The sequence below is a fragment of the Streptomyces sp. NPDC090499 genome, assembly GCF_044769305.1.
GTDB lineage: Bacteria > Actinomycetota > Actinomycetes > Streptomycetales > Streptomycetaceae > Streptomyces.
Map to the genome: position 1 here is coordinate 68,265 of NZ_JBIVXP010000007.1, position 15,168 is coordinate 83,432.

At 72.5% G+C, this 15,168-nt stretch carries 20 protein-coding genes; 14 read left to right on the forward strand and 6 right to left on the reverse strand.

Translation table 11 applies throughout. From position 1 onward, the window contains the following. Positions 1-229 precede the first annotated feature (229 nt). Complete coding sequence (locus ACIQVL_RS25575) at positions 230-490, forward strand: DUF3099 domain-containing protein (protein ID WP_391376873.1); 261 nt, start codon at positions 230-232, stop codon at positions 488-490. On the opposite strand, the gene ACIQVL_RS25580 is transcribed toward ACIQVL_RS25575, so the two are convergent. Then, positions 484-846, reverse strand: coding sequence for a DsrE family protein (locus ACIQVL_RS25580; protein ID WP_403426396.1), 363 nt, complete (start codon positions 844-846; stop codon positions 484-486). The two genes, ACIQVL_RS25575 and ACIQVL_RS25580, sit on opposite strands and share 7 nt — an antisense overlap. Positions 847-868: 22 nt before the next feature. Then, a complete protein-coding gene (locus tag ACIQVL_RS25585; protein WP_403426398.1) occupies positions 869-1,528 on the reverse strand; it encodes an LUD domain-containing protein in 660 nt (219 codons plus the stop codon). A 304-nt stretch (positions 1,529-1,832) separates the two neighbouring features. Between ACIQVL_RS25585 and sigJ the strand changes: the two genes are divergently transcribed. After that, positions 1,833-2,738 carry an RNA polymerase sigma factor SigJ gene (sigJ, locus tag ACIQVL_RS25590; RefSeq protein ID WP_403427235.1) on the forward strand — a complete coding sequence of 302 codons (906 nt, stop codon included), beginning with the start codon at positions 1,833-1,835 and terminating at the stop codon, positions 2,736-2,738. On the opposite strand, the gene ACIQVL_RS25595 is transcribed toward sigJ, so the two are convergent. Beyond that, positions 2,728-3,516 (reverse strand): TIM barrel protein, encoded by a 789-nt coding sequence (locus ACIQVL_RS25595; RefSeq protein WP_403476437.1) that lies wholly within the window; start codon positions 3,514-3,516, stop codon positions 2,728-2,730. The genes sigJ and ACIQVL_RS25595 overlap by 11 nt on opposite strands. 333 nt (positions 3,517-3,849) lie before the next feature. Here ACIQVL_RS25595 and ACIQVL_RS25600 point away from each other — a divergent pair, with 333 nt between their 5' ends. Next, on the forward strand, positions 3,850-4,872 hold the full coding sequence (locus tag ACIQVL_RS25600) for a LacI family DNA-binding transcriptional regulator (protein WP_403476438.1): 1,023 nt from the start codon (positions 3,850-3,852) through the stop codon (positions 4,870-4,872). 161 nt (positions 4,873-5,033) lie between these two features. Here the strand turns inward: ACIQVL_RS25600 and ACIQVL_RS25605 are convergent, their stop codons facing one another. Then, positions 5,034-5,462: a VOC family protein gene (locus tag ACIQVL_RS25605; RefSeq protein ID WP_403476439.1), complete on the reverse strand. Its 429-nt coding sequence runs from the start codon at positions 5,460-5,462 to the stop codon at positions 5,034-5,036. Between the two features lie 95 nt (positions 5,463-5,557). Between ACIQVL_RS25605 and ACIQVL_RS25610 the strand changes: the two genes are divergently transcribed. Continuing rightward, the gene (locus ACIQVL_RS25610; RefSeq protein WP_403476440.1) at positions 5,558-6,157 is read left to right on the forward strand and encodes a TetR/AcrR family transcriptional regulator; all 600 of its coding nucleotides are present in this window, start codon (positions 5,558-5,560) and stop codon (positions 6,155-6,157) included. 30 nt (positions 6,158-6,187) lie between these two features. Here ACIQVL_RS25610 and ACIQVL_RS25615 read toward each other — a convergent pair whose 3' ends face one another. Further along, positions 6,188-6,556, reverse strand: coding sequence for a hypothetical protein (locus tag ACIQVL_RS25615; protein WP_403426408.1), 369 nt, complete (start codon positions 6,554-6,556; stop codon positions 6,188-6,190). 427 nt (positions 6,557-6,983) lie between these two features. Here ACIQVL_RS25615 and ACIQVL_RS25620 point away from each other — a divergent pair, with 427 nt between their 5' ends. Both ACIQVL_RS25620 and ACIQVL_RS25625 read left to right on the forward strand, forming a co-directional pair. Next, entirely contained in the window at positions 6,984-7,106 is a 123-nt protein-coding gene (locus tag ACIQVL_RS25620) for a hypothetical protein (protein WP_403476441.1), read from the forward strand. Further along, the gene (locus ACIQVL_RS25625) at positions 7,106-7,855 is read left to right on the forward strand and encodes a maleylpyruvate isomerase family mycothiol-dependent enzyme (RefSeq protein WP_403427236.1); all 750 of its coding nucleotides are present in this window, start codon (positions 7,106-7,108) and stop codon (positions 7,853-7,855) included. Before ACIQVL_RS25620 ends, ACIQVL_RS25625 begins: the two co-directional genes overlap by 1 nt. On the opposite strand, the gene ACIQVL_RS25630 is transcribed toward ACIQVL_RS25625, so the two are convergent. Beyond that, complete coding sequence (locus ACIQVL_RS25630; protein WP_403476442.1) at positions 7,856-8,749, reverse strand: LysR substrate-binding domain-containing protein; 894 nt, start codon at positions 8,747-8,749, stop codon at positions 7,856-7,858. An 80-nt stretch (positions 8,750-8,829) separates the two neighbouring features. Between ACIQVL_RS25630 and ACIQVL_RS25635 the strand changes: the two genes are divergently transcribed. The 8 genes from ACIQVL_RS25635 (at position 8,830) to ACIQVL_RS25670 (ending at position 15,149) form a co-directional block, all read left to right on the forward strand. Further along, complete coding sequence (locus ACIQVL_RS25635; RefSeq protein ID WP_403426413.1) at positions 8,830-9,309, forward strand: cupin domain-containing protein; 480 nt, start codon at positions 8,830-8,832, stop codon at positions 9,307-9,309. Further along, positions 9,306-9,665 carry a DoxX family protein gene (locus ACIQVL_RS25640; protein WP_403476443.1) on the forward strand — a complete coding sequence of 120 codons (360 nt, stop codon included), beginning with the start codon at positions 9,306-9,308 and terminating at the stop codon, positions 9,663-9,665. Before ACIQVL_RS25635 ends, ACIQVL_RS25640 begins: the two co-directional genes overlap by 4 nt. Positions 9,666-9,878: 213 nt before the next feature. Continuing rightward, the gene (locus ACIQVL_RS25645) at positions 9,879-10,571 is read left to right on the forward strand and encodes a hypothetical protein (RefSeq protein WP_403476444.1); all 693 of its coding nucleotides are present in this window, start codon (positions 9,879-9,881) and stop codon (positions 10,569-10,571) included. Then, positions 10,568-11,857, forward strand: a complete 1,290-nt coding sequence (locus tag ACIQVL_RS25650; RefSeq protein ID WP_403476445.1) for a hypothetical protein — start codon at positions 10,568-10,570, stop codon at positions 11,855-11,857. The genes ACIQVL_RS25645 and ACIQVL_RS25650 overlap by 4 nt, the downstream gene beginning before the upstream one ends. Continuing rightward, on the forward strand, positions 11,854-12,855 hold the full coding sequence (locus ACIQVL_RS25655) for a hypothetical protein (protein ID WP_403476446.1): 1,002 nt from the start codon (positions 11,854-11,856) through the stop codon (positions 12,853-12,855). Before ACIQVL_RS25650 ends, ACIQVL_RS25655 begins: the two co-directional genes overlap by 4 nt. Positions 12,856-13,086: 231 nt before the next feature. Then, positions 13,087-13,662 carry an FABP family protein gene (locus ACIQVL_RS25660; RefSeq protein WP_390042280.1) on the forward strand — a complete coding sequence of 192 codons (576 nt, stop codon included), beginning with the start codon at positions 13,087-13,089 and terminating at the stop codon, positions 13,660-13,662. 34 nt (positions 13,663-13,696) lie between these two features. Further along, positions 13,697-14,173, forward strand: coding sequence for a Fur family transcriptional regulator (locus tag ACIQVL_RS25665; RefSeq protein WP_403426422.1), 477 nt, complete (start codon positions 13,697-13,699; stop codon positions 14,171-14,173). Positions 14,174-14,183: 10 nt separating this feature from the next. Beyond that, positions 14,184-15,149, forward strand: a complete 966-nt coding sequence (locus ACIQVL_RS25670; RefSeq protein ID WP_403426424.1) for a YgfZ/GcvT domain-containing protein — start codon at positions 14,184-14,186, stop codon at positions 15,147-15,149. The last annotated feature ends 19 nt before the right edge of the window (positions 15,150-15,168 follow it).

Genomic DNA, 15,168 nt, shown 5'->3' on the forward strand with positions numbered 1-15,168 from the left:
CCGCCGCCCGTCCCGCGCCCGCCGCCCGTCCCGCGCCCGCCGCCCGTCCCGCGCCCGCCGCCCGTCCCGCGCCCGCCGCCCGTCCCGCGCCCGCCGCCCGTCCCGCGCCCGCCGCCTGCCCCGCGCCCGCCGCCCGTCCCGCGCCCGCCGCCTGCCCCGCGCCCGCCGCCTGCCCCGCGCCCGCCGCCTGCCCCGCGCCCTACGCCCGCGGCCGACCTACCCTGGATGCATGCTGGCAAGGCGCCGTCGCGTGTACTTCGCCATGATGGGGACCTGTATCGGGCTCTTCGTCCTGGCCTGGGGTGTCGTACGCATCTGGTCCGTCCCCGCCGCCGTGGGGATGTGTGTGGTGGCCATGGTCATCCCCCCGGTCGCCGCGATGGTCGCGAACCGTCGCGGCCCCGACGACCGCTGGTGGGACGACCCCTCCGGCGATCCGCAGTCGGACGAGTGGTGGGACGAACTGGACGGCAAGAAGCGACGTCAGTAGACGAGCGCCTGGGTCTCCTCGGCCATCGCCTCCTGCACGAAGACCTGCGCCCCCGCGATCCGTACGCCGTCGATGACGTCCTTCTCCGTGATGTCCCGGCGGGCCGCGCACTGGGTGCACAGCGTGAGGGTGCCGCCGGCCAGGATCGAGTCGATCAGGTCGGGGAGCGGGGCCGCGTGCGGGAGTTCGAACTCGGCGGCCCGGCCCGGCAGGGCGAACCACGCGGACTCCCCGGTCAGCCACATCGACACCTCGACGCCGCTCGCCACGGCCACCGCCGCCACCGTGAACGCCTGCGAGCACCGCTCAGGGGCGTCCGCCCCCGCCGTCACCTTGATCACCAGCTTCTTCGCCATGCCGGAAGCGTAACCACCGCCGTCAGTATCCGACGGCCTCCCTGAGCAGCAGCACCGTGCCCCGCCCGGGGCGGGGCTCCGCGTTGAGGACGAGCAGCCGGTTGACGGCACTGGGCGATCCGTACACCTCCCGGGCGCGGGCGTCCTCCAGCGGGAGGGCGTGTTCCCCGACCCGGCGCAGCGCTGTACTCAGGTCGGGCACCACCTTCTGCGCGCCGACGATCCAGACCGCGTGCGCGGCCCCGCCGGCGTTGGCGGGCAGCTGGCTGCCGCTGCCCGAGGCGAGGACGAGCGAGCCGGTCTCGGTGACCGCGGCGACGCTGTTGACGACGTAGTCGGGACTGGCGAGCAGCCTGCGGATCTCGTCGGCGCCGGTGGCCCGGTCGATGGCCAGGACGCGCGGCCTGACGGCGTCGTACCGGCCGCCGGTGTTGATGTCCTCGTCGATGCCGGACAGCCGGAGCGTCTCGCTGGCCCCGGTGAACACGGTGGCACCCACGGGAAGCAGCTCCCGGACGCGGGCGCGCGCGGCCGCGGTGTCGGCCAGGATCTCCGCGGCGAAGCCGTTGGCACGCAGCGCGGCGGCCGTCCGCTCCAGCCGTTCGGCCGGTGCCGGGTCGGCGAACCCGCCGCGCGGTGCCCCGGTCCCGACGCGGTCCGCGATGTCCTGGAAGTCGTTCATCAAAGTCCCCTCTCCGTCGACGTACCGGCGTCGACCTCACCGGTACGACAACGCAGCCCCGCCGAATGTGAGGCGGCCCGTCGGCCTCACATTCCGGTGCGCTGCTCTGTCGTACGGGTAGAGGCACAGCCACACGGGCGAGCGAGGGGGACGGGCGACCATGACCACGGGAGCCGGGCAGGACGGGCAGGGCGGGCAGGGTGAACGAGGTGAACAGGACGAGCAGGGTGTGCAGGACGAGCAGGGTGTGCAGGACGAGCAGGGTGCGCGGGACGTGCAGAGCGATCCGGGTCTCGACGCGGTCATGAGCGAGCGGCGTCAGCTGGTCAACCTCGCCTACCGGCTGCTCGGGTCCCTCGCCGACGCCGAGGACGTCGTGCAGGAGACCTACGCCCGCTGGTACGCCATGTCCGCCCCCGGCCGGCAGGCCGTCGAGTCGCCCGGCGCCTGGCTGACGACGGTCGCCAGCCGCATCTGCCTCAACCTGCTCGGCTCGGCGCGGGCCAGGCGGGAGACGTACGTGGGCGACTGGATCCCGGAACCGCTGCCCGAACCCGCGGAGTGGCTCACCGCGCGCTCCGGCGGGGCCGACCCGGCCGACCGGATCACCCTCGACGAGTCGGTGACCATGGCCTTCCTCGTCGTCCTCGACGCGATGACCCCGGCCGAGCGGGTCGCGTTCGTCCTGCACGACGTCTTCCGCTACCCGTTCGGCGAGGTCGCCGAGATCGTCGGCCGCACCCCGGCGGCCTGCCGTCAGCTGGCCTCCTCCGCCCGCCGCCGCATCCGCACCGCGCAGCCCCCCGCGGGCCCGAGCACCGGGCAGGCCGGCATCGTCCGGCGGTTCCGGACGGCGTGGGAGGCCAAGGACATCGACGCCCTGGTCGGCCTGCTCGACCCCGACGCCACCGCCACCGCCGACGGCGGCGGGCTGGCCGCCACCCACCTGGACCCGATCGTGGGCGGTGCACGGATCGCCCGCGCCTACGCCGAGATCGCGCGCGTGGCGGGCCACCGTACGACGTTCGTGGAGTGCACGGTCAACGGCCTGCCCGGCCTGGTCGCCCAGCAGGACGGCGCGGTCGCGACCGTCTTCGCCTTCGAGATCGCGGGCGACCGGATCAGGCACATCTGGGCGGTACGGAACCCGGAGAAGCTCCGGCCCTGGCGGATCGCACTGCCGCAGGGGCGGGCCCGGGTCACGGAGTGAACGCGGTGCGGAACCGGCGGAGCGCGCTCTCGCTGTCCTCGCTCGCCCAGGCCTCCATCGCGACCGTGCCGTCGTAGCCGAGGCCGGCCAGGGCGCGGGCGACCGCCGGGTAGTTGATCTCGCCGGTGCCGGGTTCGCGGCGGCCGGGCACGTCGGCCACCTGGATCTCGCCGATCAGACCCGCGCCGTGCGCCCTGCGGACCAGCTCGATCAGGTTCCCCTCGCCGATCTGCGCGTGGTAGAGGTCCAGGTTCATCCGCAGGCCCGGCCGGTCCACGGCGGCGACCAGGGCCAGGGTGTCGGCGGCCTTCGCGAACGGCACACCGGGGTGGTCGACGGCCGTGTTGAGGTTCTCCAGCGTGAAGACGACACCGGCCCGCTCGCCCAGCTCGGCGACCCGGGTGAGCGTGTCCCGGGCGGCGGCCCACATCGCCGGTGCCGGCTCGCCCTTGACCGGGTCCACGGGCAGCCCGTCCCCGTCCAGGCCGGTGCCGTGCAGGTTGAGGCGCGGGCAGCCGAGCCGGTCGGCCGCGTCGATCGACTCCCGTGCGGTGCGCAGCAGTTCGGCCACGCCGTCCGGGTCCGTGAGGTTGCCCCGCACATACCCGGTCATCGAGCCGAACTCGGCCGGGGTGCGGGCCAGCGCGTCGAGGTCATGCCGGGTCCAGTCCCAGATCTCGACCTGGAACCCCGCGTCGTGCAGCCGCCGCGCCCGCTCGTCGACGGGCAGGTCCCGGAAGACCATCTCGGCACAGACCGCCAGGGTGAACATGGTCATTCGCCCCTTCAGGGTTCTCGGGTCGCGGGCCGCCACCTGGAACGTTGCAGACGGTCACCGGGCGAGGCCTGGAACGTTCCAGACGGTCACCGCACGCGGCCTAGAACGTTGCAGTCAGTCTCGGATCGCTGCCTAGAACGTTCCAGCAAGTCTCCGATCGACTCCCTCTAGAACGTTCTAGAAAGCTGCCGTCAGTACGCCAGCCCGCGGCGGCTATGTCAAGACATGGGCCGCTCCAGGCCTAGAACGTTGCAGTGACCCTGGCCTGAGGCTTCGCTCCCTCCTCTACGATCGCGTGATCCGCTGTCCACCCACACGACCAGGGAGGCTGCCGTGCCACCGACCCCCGCGGTTCCCGACGGCCGTCGGCCGACCCTCGCCGACGTCGCCGCCCGCGCCGGTGTCTCCACGGCGCTGGTGTCGATCGTGATGCGCGGCGCGAAGGGCGCGAGCACCGCCACCCGCGAACGCGTGATGACGGCCGCCCAGGAGATCGGATACCGCCCCGACTCCCGCGCCCGCCTGCTCCGCAGCAACCGCACCCGGCTCATCGGCGTGCAGTTCGAGATCCAGGAACCCTTCCACGCCGACCTGGTGGAGCGCCTCTACTCCGCGGCCGAGGTGGCCGGCTATCAGCTCGCCCTCAGCGCGGTCGCGGCCAGCCGCAGCGAGCGCCAGGCCGTCGAGCCGCTGCTGGGCGACCGCTGCGAGGCGCTGGTTCTGCTGGGCCCGAAGGCTCCGCCCGACCGCCTGGCCGAACTCGCCGCCCTGCTGCCGGTGGCCTCCGTGGCGCGCCGCCTGCGCCCGGCCGTCCCCGGCGTGCACGTGGTCCGCACCGCCGACGACGAGGGCGCCCGTCAGGCCGTCGACCACCTCGTGGCCCTCGGTCACCGCGACATCCTCCACATCGACGGCGGCCGGGCGCCGGGCGCGGCCGAGCGCCGCCGCGGCTACCGCGCCGCGATGACCGGCCACGGCCTGGGCGACCGGGTGCGCATCCTGCCCGGCGGCCTCACCGAGCAGGACGGGGCGGCGGCCGCCCGCGCCATCGTGGACGCCACCCCGTGGCCCACCGCCGTCCTCGCCTTCAACGACGCCTGCGCCACCGGCCTGCTCAGCGCGCTCTTCCGTGCGGGCGTCCCGGTCCCGGGCGAGATCTCCGTGGTCGGCTTCGACGACAGCCGCGTGGCCCGCCTGCCCCACATCGACCTCACGACGGTGGCCCAGGACACCTCGCGGCTCGCCGAACTCGCCGTCGCGGCCGTGGCGGCCCGCCTGGACGGCGGTGTGCCTCCGGGCCGCGAGGACGTGGTCGCGCCGCGGCTGGTCGTCCGGGGCACTACCGCGCCCGTATGAGCCCTTGAGCCCTGCTGCTCAGCCCTGGGCCGTAGGCCGGACGACGAGTTTGTCGACGCCGACTTCGGCGGGCCGGGTGACGGCGTAGCGGACCGCTTCGCCGATCGCGGAACTCCTCGTCGACGGCGGCGCCACCCGGCGCTGGTACTCCTGCTGGAGTACTAGCGCGGACTCGTGTGTGAAGTCTGGATCAGTTCGAGGAGGTTGCCCTCCGGATCGGCGACGTATGCGTACCGCATGCCGGCGCTGACGCCGGGTGCGGGCGGCGAGACCGGAGCCGCGGCGCACTCGCCGGTCAGCCGGGCGAACGCGGTGTCGAGGTCCGGGACCTGAAGGGCGAGGTGGGTGAAGGTCTGCACGGCGGTGGCGGCGAAGGGGTCGGCGGGTGCGGTCGGGCTCGATCCGGGCCGCTCGACGAACTCCACGCGCAGACCGTCCCCGTCGCTGAGGACGACGGTGCGGACGCCCGCCTCGGGCAGCTCCAGGCGTTCGTCCACGTGGGTGAGCCCGAAGGCGCTGCCGTACCAGGTTTCCTGGGCGGTGAGGTCGGCGACGGAGAGGCTGACGTGGTGGAAACGGGCGGAGGGCATGGCGGCTCCCATGGTCGGCAGCGCCGGGCGACGGCACTGGGCAGACGGCACTGGTTAATGACGTTTACCTGGTAAGTGGTGTTAACCTTAGCGTCATGAGCTCTCCCGCCAAGCGCCGCTCCACCGGCCGCCACCACGGAGACCTGCGCAACGCCCTGCTGCGCGCGGCCCTCGAACTGGTCGGCGAGAAGGGCCCGCACGGCTTCACGCTGGCCGAGGCGAGCCGCCGGGCGGGCGTGAGCGTCGCGGCGCCCTACAAGCACTTCGCCGACCGCGAGACCCTGCTGGCCGAACTCGCCACGACGGGGTACCGCGAGCAGTACGACCGCTTCGCCCGCGCGCTGGGCGGCAGCGAGGACCCCGTGCAGCAGCTCGCGGCGTTCGCCGCCGCCTACGTCCGGTTCGCCGCCGAGGAACCGGCCCTGTTCGACATCACCTTCCACGCGGGCCTCGACAAGTCCCGGTTCGCCGAGTTGGCCTCGGCCGGCGACGAACTGACGGGGCTCCTGCTGCCCGTCGCCCGCCGGCTGGCCCCGGACCCGGACGACGCCTACGACCTGCTGCTCCGCGTCGCCGGTGCGGCACACGGCCTCGCCGTGTTCCTCCGGCAGGGCCTGTTCGGCGTGGGCAGCGGGACTCTCGCCGACACGGAGGAGAAGGCCGCCCGCACGGCACGGGCGATCACGTCGGGGTGAGTGCCGGGCAAGTCGCGAAAGCGCGCCGGGTCACGGGTGCTCCGCCCGCTGGTGCTGCCGCAGCAGCAGGTTCGCGTCGGTCGCCGCGCTGTGGTCGTGGACGGCGCGCGCGGTCTCCCGCCGGTCGTCGAGGTGCGTGCACTCGGCGCAGCCGGGCACGGGCCACGGCGGGCGGCTGAGGTCCTCGGGGTCCGGCGGTACGGCCCAGGTGCGGTCGTTCGCCGCCCGCACCCCGGCACTGAGCCGCTCTCTGTCGGTGGCGGGCCGCAGCGTCGACGGATGGGCCTGCCACTCTCTCCCTCCCCCCACGGGCCGCAGCATCGCGTAAGGCCCCGACTGGTCCCGGTACTCGCCGACCTGGTCGGTGGCGGTGTCGTAGAGCAGGGTTCCGGGCTCCATGGCATTTGCTCCTTTTGTCCAACATCTATACGAAATGCGAGAGTTGGACTACTCTGCGTGTCGAGGCTGCTACGAGGATGGCCATGAGGTGGGGTCGGCGCGCCGAGAAGGACCGGTTCTTCCCCGTCTGGCGGCGCTGATTCCACACATTCCACGAGGGTCGGGGAGGGGTGCGGGTGCCGTTTCGCGTCGTCCTCTTCGAAGCGGTGCTGCGCAATGCGCCACGCGATCCCCGACAGCGGCGCAAGCAGTCGGAGCACCTGCTGGAGGGGTACTGTGGTCTACGTTGAAAACGACGTATGGGGTGAACTGGCCTAAGAAACAAGCCCGGTTGAGCGGCTGCGTCGCACTTGTGACGCCGTGCGTGACCTGGCGCTCAACCCCGTCACGTCACGCACGTTCATCTTGCGGATGTCGGAGGAATGCCGTGCGAGTCATCGACCCGAGCAACGTCTCGTGGCGCAGGAGCAGTTACAGCGACACGGGCGGCGCCTTCGAAGCCTCCGCACGGGCGGCCTTCGGCGGCGGGGCCGAGCGGGTCGGGCGCTGATGCTGGACTACGGCCTCGACACGTCCGGACTGGATCGCGACCTCGCCCTGCCCGGCCTGGTCGCCGAAGGCGACGCGCTCGACGCGCTGGTGTCGGCGCAGGAGGACTGGTCGCTCCCCACGCCGGCGGCGGGCTGGACGATCGCCCACCAGATCGCCCACCTGGCGGCGGCCGACGCGAACGTCCTCGTCGCCCTGCGGACCCCCGACGCGTTCGACGCGGCCGGCAACGACGCCGATCTCGACGCGGCCGAGGGCGCGGCCAGGCCCCGGTCGGCGTTGCTCAAGGAGTGGCGGGCCGGGCGGGCCGAGGTGGCGGCGGTGCTGTGTGACATACCACCGGACCACGGCTTCCCCTGGTACGGCTCACAGCTGACCGCATCCCTCATGGTCCCGCTCCGCCTCATGGAGACCTGGGCGCACGGCCAGGACGTCCACGACACCCTGGGCGTGCCGCACCCCGCGACGGGCCGCCTCCGGCACGTGGCCGCACTGGGCGTGATCGGACGCGAACTGTCCTTCTACGCCGCCCAACTGCCCCTCCCCGCCGAGCCGTTCCGGGTAGAGCTGACCGGTCCCGACGGCCGGACCTGGGCATGGGGCCCCGAGGACGCCGCGCAGCGGGTCGGGGGCAGCGCCCTCGACTTCTGCCTCCGGGTCACGCACCGCAGGTCCCTCGCCGAGACCGGCCTCACCGCGGTGGGCGAGGACGCGCGGAAGTGGCTGGAGATCGCCCGCGTGTTCCTCTGATCACCGGTAGGCCGCGACCGCCACCCGCACGAACGACCGCAGCAGCGGGTTCCCGTCCCCCTCGGCCCACGCCACCACCACCCGGCTCGGCGGCATGTCGGCGACCGGTACGACGGTGAGCCCGGCTCCCGGGTCGTGGCCGGCCAGTGTCATGCCCACCGTGCCGTTCCAGAGCACCGCCTGCCGGCACTCCTGGACGGCCCGCACGACCGGCCCCTCCCGCGCCTCCCCGCCGTTCCAGTACGACTGCCACAGCCCGTCGGTGCCGTCAGGGAACCGGAACCACCGCCGCTCGGCGAGGTCGGCCAGCTCCAGGCTCTCCCGGCCGGCCAGCGGATCGTCGGCACGGAGCAGTGCCCCGACCGGATCGGCCCGCAACTCCCGCACCACCAGCCCCGTTTCGTCGAACGGCGCGCGGGTGAGGGCGACGTCGACGGCACCGGCGTGCAACCCGCACGTGGGGTCCGTCAGGTCGGTCTCGCGGATGCGGATCTCGACGTCCGGGTGGCGTTCGCGGTAGGCGCGGGCCAGGCGCCGTACGCCCGGATCCGTGCTGTCGCCCAGGAGGCCGACGGTGAGCACCCCGGCCCCCGCCGCCGCGGCGACCCGTACGCGCAGCCGGTCGGCCCGGTCGAGGAGCGCGCGGGCCTCGTCCAGCAGGACCGCCCCCACCGGGGTCAGGGCGACCCCCGCCGGTGACCGCTCGAACAGCAGTGCGCCGATCTCGGTCTCCAGCGCCTTGATCGCCCGGCTCAGCGGGGGCTGGCTCATGTGGAGCCGGGCGGCGGCCCGTCCGAAGTGGAGTTCCTCGGCGACCGCCACGAAATAGCGCAGCGTGCGCAGCTCAACGCGCTCAACGCGGTCCATCCGCTCCATCCACTCCATCCGCTCCATGCAGCAACGATACCGATCGGGTATCGGGTCGCCGGAACAGGTCTTGGACAGCCGGACCGCCCCGGCCGTCGAATCGGGGCATGACGACCCATGACAGCAACGACCATCCCGCGGTATCCGTCGTCGGCCCCGGCGACGGCGAGGTGCTGATGCTCGGCACCACCCGGATGCGCGTCCTGGAGGACGGCCGTACCACCGGTCACCGCCTCGGCCTCGCCGAGTCCGTCCTCGCGCCGCACACCCCCGGCCCGCCACAGCACCGGCACGCGCAGCACGACGAGGGGTTCTACGTGATCTCCGGCTCGGTGCGCTTCACCGTCGGGGACACGGAGTACGACGCCACGGCCGGGACGCTCGTCATGGTGCCGCCCGGCGCCCCGCACGCCTTCGCCAACGTCACCGGCGAACCGGCCGTCATGCTCAGCACGTTCACGCCCGACCTGTACGTGCAGTACTTCCGGGACCTGCGGGACCTGTTCGCCACCGGCAGGGCGCCGGACCCGCGGGCGAGCGCCGAGATCATGAGCCGTTACGCCACCGAGCCAGCCGGTGCGTCATGAGCGCCGCGTACTGGACCGTGGCCGGTCTGCTCGCCCTCTTCTACCTCTACGGGGGCGGGCTGAAGGCCGTGGCGAGCAGGGAGCGGCTGCTGCCGATGATGGCGTGGGTGGACAGCACGCCGATGCCGGCCGTGCGGGCGATCGGGGGTGTCGAGATCCTCGGCGCGGCCGGCCTCGTCCTCCCGCGACTGACCGGCGTCGCGCCCTGGCTGGGCCTGGCCGCCGCCGTCGGGTTCGTCGTGCTCCAAATCGGCGCGATCCGGGTCCACCTGAGGATGGGGGACCACCAAGTGGCCCTCAACCTGGTGCTCTTGGCGGCGGCGGGGGCGACCGGCTGGCTCGCGGCGGTGTCCTGATCGTAATTAATCCTTGTACAACTCATTGAGCGGACCATGAGTCTCCTGTGGCGCGCGGATTGAGGAATCCGCGTTCCCGTTTGTGCACAGGGGGATGAAATGGACGTACCAGATACACCGCCGGAACCTCGGCCAGAGGCACCACAGGAAACAGCGCCGGAACTGCCTGCGGAAGCCTCGCCCGGACGTGGGCGCAGGGCCCGCCGTACCGCCGTGCTGATCGCCGGTGCCGCCGTGCTCGGCGTCGTGGCCGGCACCTGCGTCGGCTACCTCGTCCAGGCCGACCGTGCGCCCACCGCCCTGCCGTCCCTCTCGCAGGCGTCGATCGCGCAGGTGAAGGGCGCCGGTCCGGAGCCGCTGTCGGCCGCCGAGGACCGGAAGGTCAAGGTCGACGGCGACCTGCGCAAGCTGCTGCTGAAGAAGCCGAGCGGGGCGCGCAAGGGGCTGTACACGGTGGGGACCGACGGCTGGATGGGCCTGGCCGAGTACGCGGAGACTTTCGACGAGCCGGCCGGGGCCTTCCGCTCCCTGATCGCGGAGGACGAATTCCGGCGGGTGGCCGCCACCACCTGGCGGGAGGGCAGCACCTACAGCGTCGAGGTCCGGCTGATCCAGTACCGCCAGGAGGAGACCAGCTCGACGGCCGCGGACGCGGCGGCGGACGCGTACTACTGGGCCGACTCGGGGGCCCAGGACACCGAGAGCTGGCCGGTCCCCGGCACCGGCGACGGCATGGCGTACGTCCACCACAAGCCCGACAGCAAGCCGGGCTACCTGGACATGTACTCGGCCGAGGCACATGCCTGGCGCGGTGACATCGCCATGGAGATCTGGGTCTACGACACGAAGCCGATCCCGAAGGCGAAGATCATGGATCTGGCGAAGCGGCAGATGGAGCGGCTGTGAGCGAGCAATCCGTGAACCCGGAAACCACGGCGCCGGAAACGGCCGCCCCCGAGCCGGCGGCCGCTGAGCCGGCCGTCCCCGAGCCGGTGGTCTCCGAGGCTGTGGTCTCCAAGCTGGCGGCCGCTGAGCCGGTGGTCTCCGAGCCGGTGGTCTCCGAGCTGGCGGCCGCTGAGCCGGTGGTCTTCGAGCCGGTGGTCTCCGAGCTGGCGGCCGCTGAGCCGGTGGTCTTCGAGCCGGTGGTCTTCGAGCCGGTGGTCTCCGAGCCGGCGGCCCCCGAGCCGGCGGCCGCTGAGCCGGCCGTCCCCGAGCCGGTGGTCTCCGAGGCTGTGGTCTCCGAGTTGGCGGCCACTGAGCCGGTGGTCTCCGAGCCGGCGGTCCCCGAGCCGGCGGCCGCTGAGCCGGCCGTCCCCGAGCCGGTGGTCTCCGAGTTGGCGGCCACTGAGCCGGTGGTCTCCGAGCCGGCCGCCTCCGAATCAGCCGCCTCCGAGCCGGCGGTCTCCGAGGCTGCTGCCGACGTGCCCCTCTCCGCCCCCGCCGCTGCGGTCCCGGCGGCGCGGTCCCGGCGTCGTGTCGGGGTCCTCGTCACCGCCGGTGTCCTCGCCGCGGCCGTCGTCGCGGGTGCCGCGTACACGGTCGTGACCGTGCACTCCGCGGACCGCGACCCCGGTGCCCCGGTCTGGAGCCTGCCCAAGGACTCCAAGAGCGTGCGGGCGGCGGCGGAGACCGGCCTCCAGGGGATGCTGCTGCCGTACGACAAGGACCGGTACGGGCGCGGCCCGGACCTGGCCGGGTTCGGCTCGGACGTGCGGCTCACCGGCGCCCAGGCCACGGCGCTGCGCAAGGAGTCGATCCAGGACCTGCCGCGTACGCAGCGCCGGGAGCTGGACCGGCAGATCGACAAGAACCCGGTCAAGGGCATGGTGATGCGCAGCTACGCGAACACCGCCGGGGGCGAGGGCGACGAGTACACGATGGACATCCAGCTGGCCCAGATGGCGAACCGGGCCACGGTCCGTACCATCGCCAACGCCGAGCGGGAGCTCTTCGACGCGCTGGACATCTTCCGGAAGGGCCCGGAGATCGCGGGGTACAAGGACTCGACCTCGTGCTTCCTGTCGCCGGCCGAATCGGGCGAGAAGCTCGACACGATGCTCTGCTACGGCTACGTGGGGGACGTCCTGGTCTCCGCCACGACCACCGCGGCCAAGCCGCTGGACACGAGGAGCGCGGCGGACATGCTGCACGCCCAGCTCGAACGGATCAAGGACCCGGGGGCGGCCGTATGACCACCGAGACCAACACGAACCCGGACCCGGAGCCGACCGCGGACCCGGACCCGGAGCCGACCGCGGACCCGGCCCCGGAGCCGACTGCGGAGCCGACCACGGACTCGACCACGGACCTGAACACGCAGCCGACCGCCGACCCGACCGCCGACCCGACCGCCGACCCGAACCCGGTCCCCGTCCCGGTCGCGGACGTCGCGCAGCCCGTGCAACCCGTGCAGCCCGTGAAGAAGGACCGGCGGCTGCTGCGGGCCACGCTTCGCTGGGTCGCCGCCGTCGCCGTCTTCGGCGTCGTCGGGACCGGCACGGCGTACGGCATCACGCGGCTCGACCGCACCGACGTACCCGGTCTCGCCACGCACTCCGACGGCCGCTGGACGTACCCCGTCCTCGTGCGGCCCCCGCTGCCCTCCGGCAGCCCCGGCCCGAACGACGACACCCGCAACCCGGCCGGCACCCACTACGCCGACCTGCGGAAACTGGTCCTTCCGGCGCCGGAGGGCGCCACCGTCGACGCCTCGCTCAAGGGCACCGACGGCTGGCTGCCGACGAAGGACTTCCTCGCCGAGTTCGCCTCCGCGGACGACCGCAAGGAGCTGGGCCAGACGTTCGTCGACAACGGCCTGCGGCACGTCACCGCCCGCGGCTGGACCACCCCCGACGGCACGCACACCCGGATCTACCTGCTCCAGTTCGACACGGCCGCCGTCGCCGAGGCGATCCTCAACGGGAAGCTCATGAGCCAGGCGGCGCCGACCTACGCGCTGCGCGACGGCGACCAGTACGAACTCGACGGGAAGTTCCCGGACCCGGCCAGGATCGAGCACGTCCTGCTGGCGCCCTACACGGAGCTCAAGCCGTACGGCGCCCGGCAGGCCCGGCAGGCCTACCTGGCCTCCGGCGACACCGTCGGTGTGATCATCCAGTCCCGCAAGGGCGGCATGCCCGCCGTCCCCTTCGAGCAGACGGTGACCCTGCAGAGCGAGCTGCTCGACTGACCCCGCGGGGGTGTACCTCGCCAAGAGCGCCGGGCCCGGGCCGCGTAAGCTTGGGCCCGGCTCTTGTACGTACGCCCGACCTCGCTCAAGGAGCACCCGTGGAAGCCTTCTTCGAAACCCTGCTGGTCCTGGTCTGCGTCGGCGTCGTCGCCTTCGCCTGGCTGACCGTGAAGAAGCTGTACCAGGGCCAGCGCTGAACGAGTCCGAGCCCGAGTCTAGGAACCACCACTCATGATCGAGATTCCGTCCGACCTGCACAGGGACCTGGTCCCGCTGGCCTTCCTGCTCGGCAGCTGGGCCGGCGCGGGTGTCCACGACTTCCCGGGCTCCGAGAAGTGCAACTTCGGTCAGGAGGTCACCTTCAGCCACGACGGACGGGACTTCCTGGAGTACCACTCCCACACCTGGGTGCTGGACCACGACGGGAACAAGGTCCGCCCGCTGGAGTCCGAGTCCGGCTTCTGGCGCATCGACGCCCACCGCAAGGTCGAGGTCACGATGGTCCGCGACGACGGCGTGATCGAGATCTGGTACGGCGAGATGGCCGACCAGAAGCCCCAGATCGACCTGGTCACCGACGCCGTCGCCCGGACCGCCGCCTCCGCCCCGTACAGCGGTGGCAAGCGCCTCTACGGCTACGTCAAGAGCGACCTGATGTGGGTCGGCGAGAAGCAGACCCCCGAGGTCGAGCTGCGCCCCTACATGTCGGCGCACCTGAAGAAGGTCGTCACCCCGGAGGACGTCGAGCGCTGGGCCAAGGCCCTGCCCGACGACATGCCGGACGACGGCATCGCGTTCTTCAAGTAGTTCTGGAATTCGGAAGTAGTTCTAGACTTTCGGTGTGGTGAGCACCGACTGGAAGAGCGACCTCAGGCAGCGCGGCTATCGGCTGACGCCGCAGCGGCAACTCGTGCTCGAAGCCGTGGACACCCTTGAGCACGCGACCCCCGACGACATCCTCGGTGAGGTGAGGAAGACCGCGTCGGGGGTCAACATCTCGACGGTCTACCGGACCCTGGAGCTCCTGGAGGAGCTGGGGCTGGTCAGCCATGCCCATCTCGGGCACGGTGCGCCGACGTACCACCTCGCCGACCGGCACCACCACATCCACCTGGTCTGCCGCGACTGCGAGAACGTGATCGAGGCGGACGTGGCGGTGGCCGCGGAGTTCACCGCCAAGCTGCGGCGCGACTTCGGCTTCGAGACGGACATGAAACACTTCGCGATCTTCGGGCGCTGCAAGGACTGCACGCTGAAGAGAGCCAAGACGGCATCCGCCGCGTCCGCATCCGTCCAGAGTTCAATTACCGAGTCGTAGGCTTACGCATATGAAGAGCCCTCTGCTGTCCCTGCCCGGCGCCGTCCCCGCCGAGGGCGTGGACGAAGGCGTCGCCGCGCACTACGGCGACCTGTTCCGCGAGCAGCGCGCCCTCGCCGACGGCGCCGGTTTCGTCGACCTCTCCCACCGGGGGGTCGTGGCCGTCACCGGCGAGGACCGCCTCAGCTGGCTGCACCTGCTCCTCACCCAGCACGTCAGTGAGCTGCCGGTCGGCGAGGCCACCGAGGCGCTGATCCTCTCCGCGCACGGCCACATCGAGCACGCGCTGTACCTGGTCGACGACGGTACGACCGTCTGGGCGCACGTGGAGCCGGGCACCCAGGAGGCGCTGATCGCCTACCTGGAGTCGATGAAGTTCTTCTACCGGGTGGAGGTCGCCGACCGTACGGCCGACTTCGCCGTCGTCCACCTGCCGGCGGGTTCGATCGCCGAGGTCCCGGACGGCACCGTCGTCCGCGAGACGGCGTACGGCCGTGACCTGTTCCTGCCCCGCGCCGGCCTGGAGGCGTACGCGGAGAAGGCGGGCCCGGCCGCCGGGCTGCTCGCCTACGAGGCGCTGCGCGTCGAGCACCACCGGCCCCGGCTCGGCTTCGAGACCGACCACCGGACCATCCCGCACGAGCTGGGCTGGATCGGTACCGCGGTGCACCTCCAGAAGGGCTGCTACCGCGGCCAGGAGACCGTGGCCCGGGTGCAGAACCTCGGCAAGCCGCCGCGCCGTCTGGTCTTCCTCCACCTGGACGGCAGCGAGGTGCACCTGCCGCCGCACGGCACCGAGATCCGGGTGGCCGACGAGGGCGAGGACGGCCGCAGGATCGGCGTCGTGACGACGTCGGTGCGCCACTTCGAACTGGGCCCGGTGGCCCTGGCGTTGGTCAAGCGCAACGTCCCGGCGGACGCCCGCCTGATGGCGGGGGAGACGGCCGCGGCCCAGGAAGTGGTCGTCGAGCCGTAGCACGAGCCGTAGCCGCGCC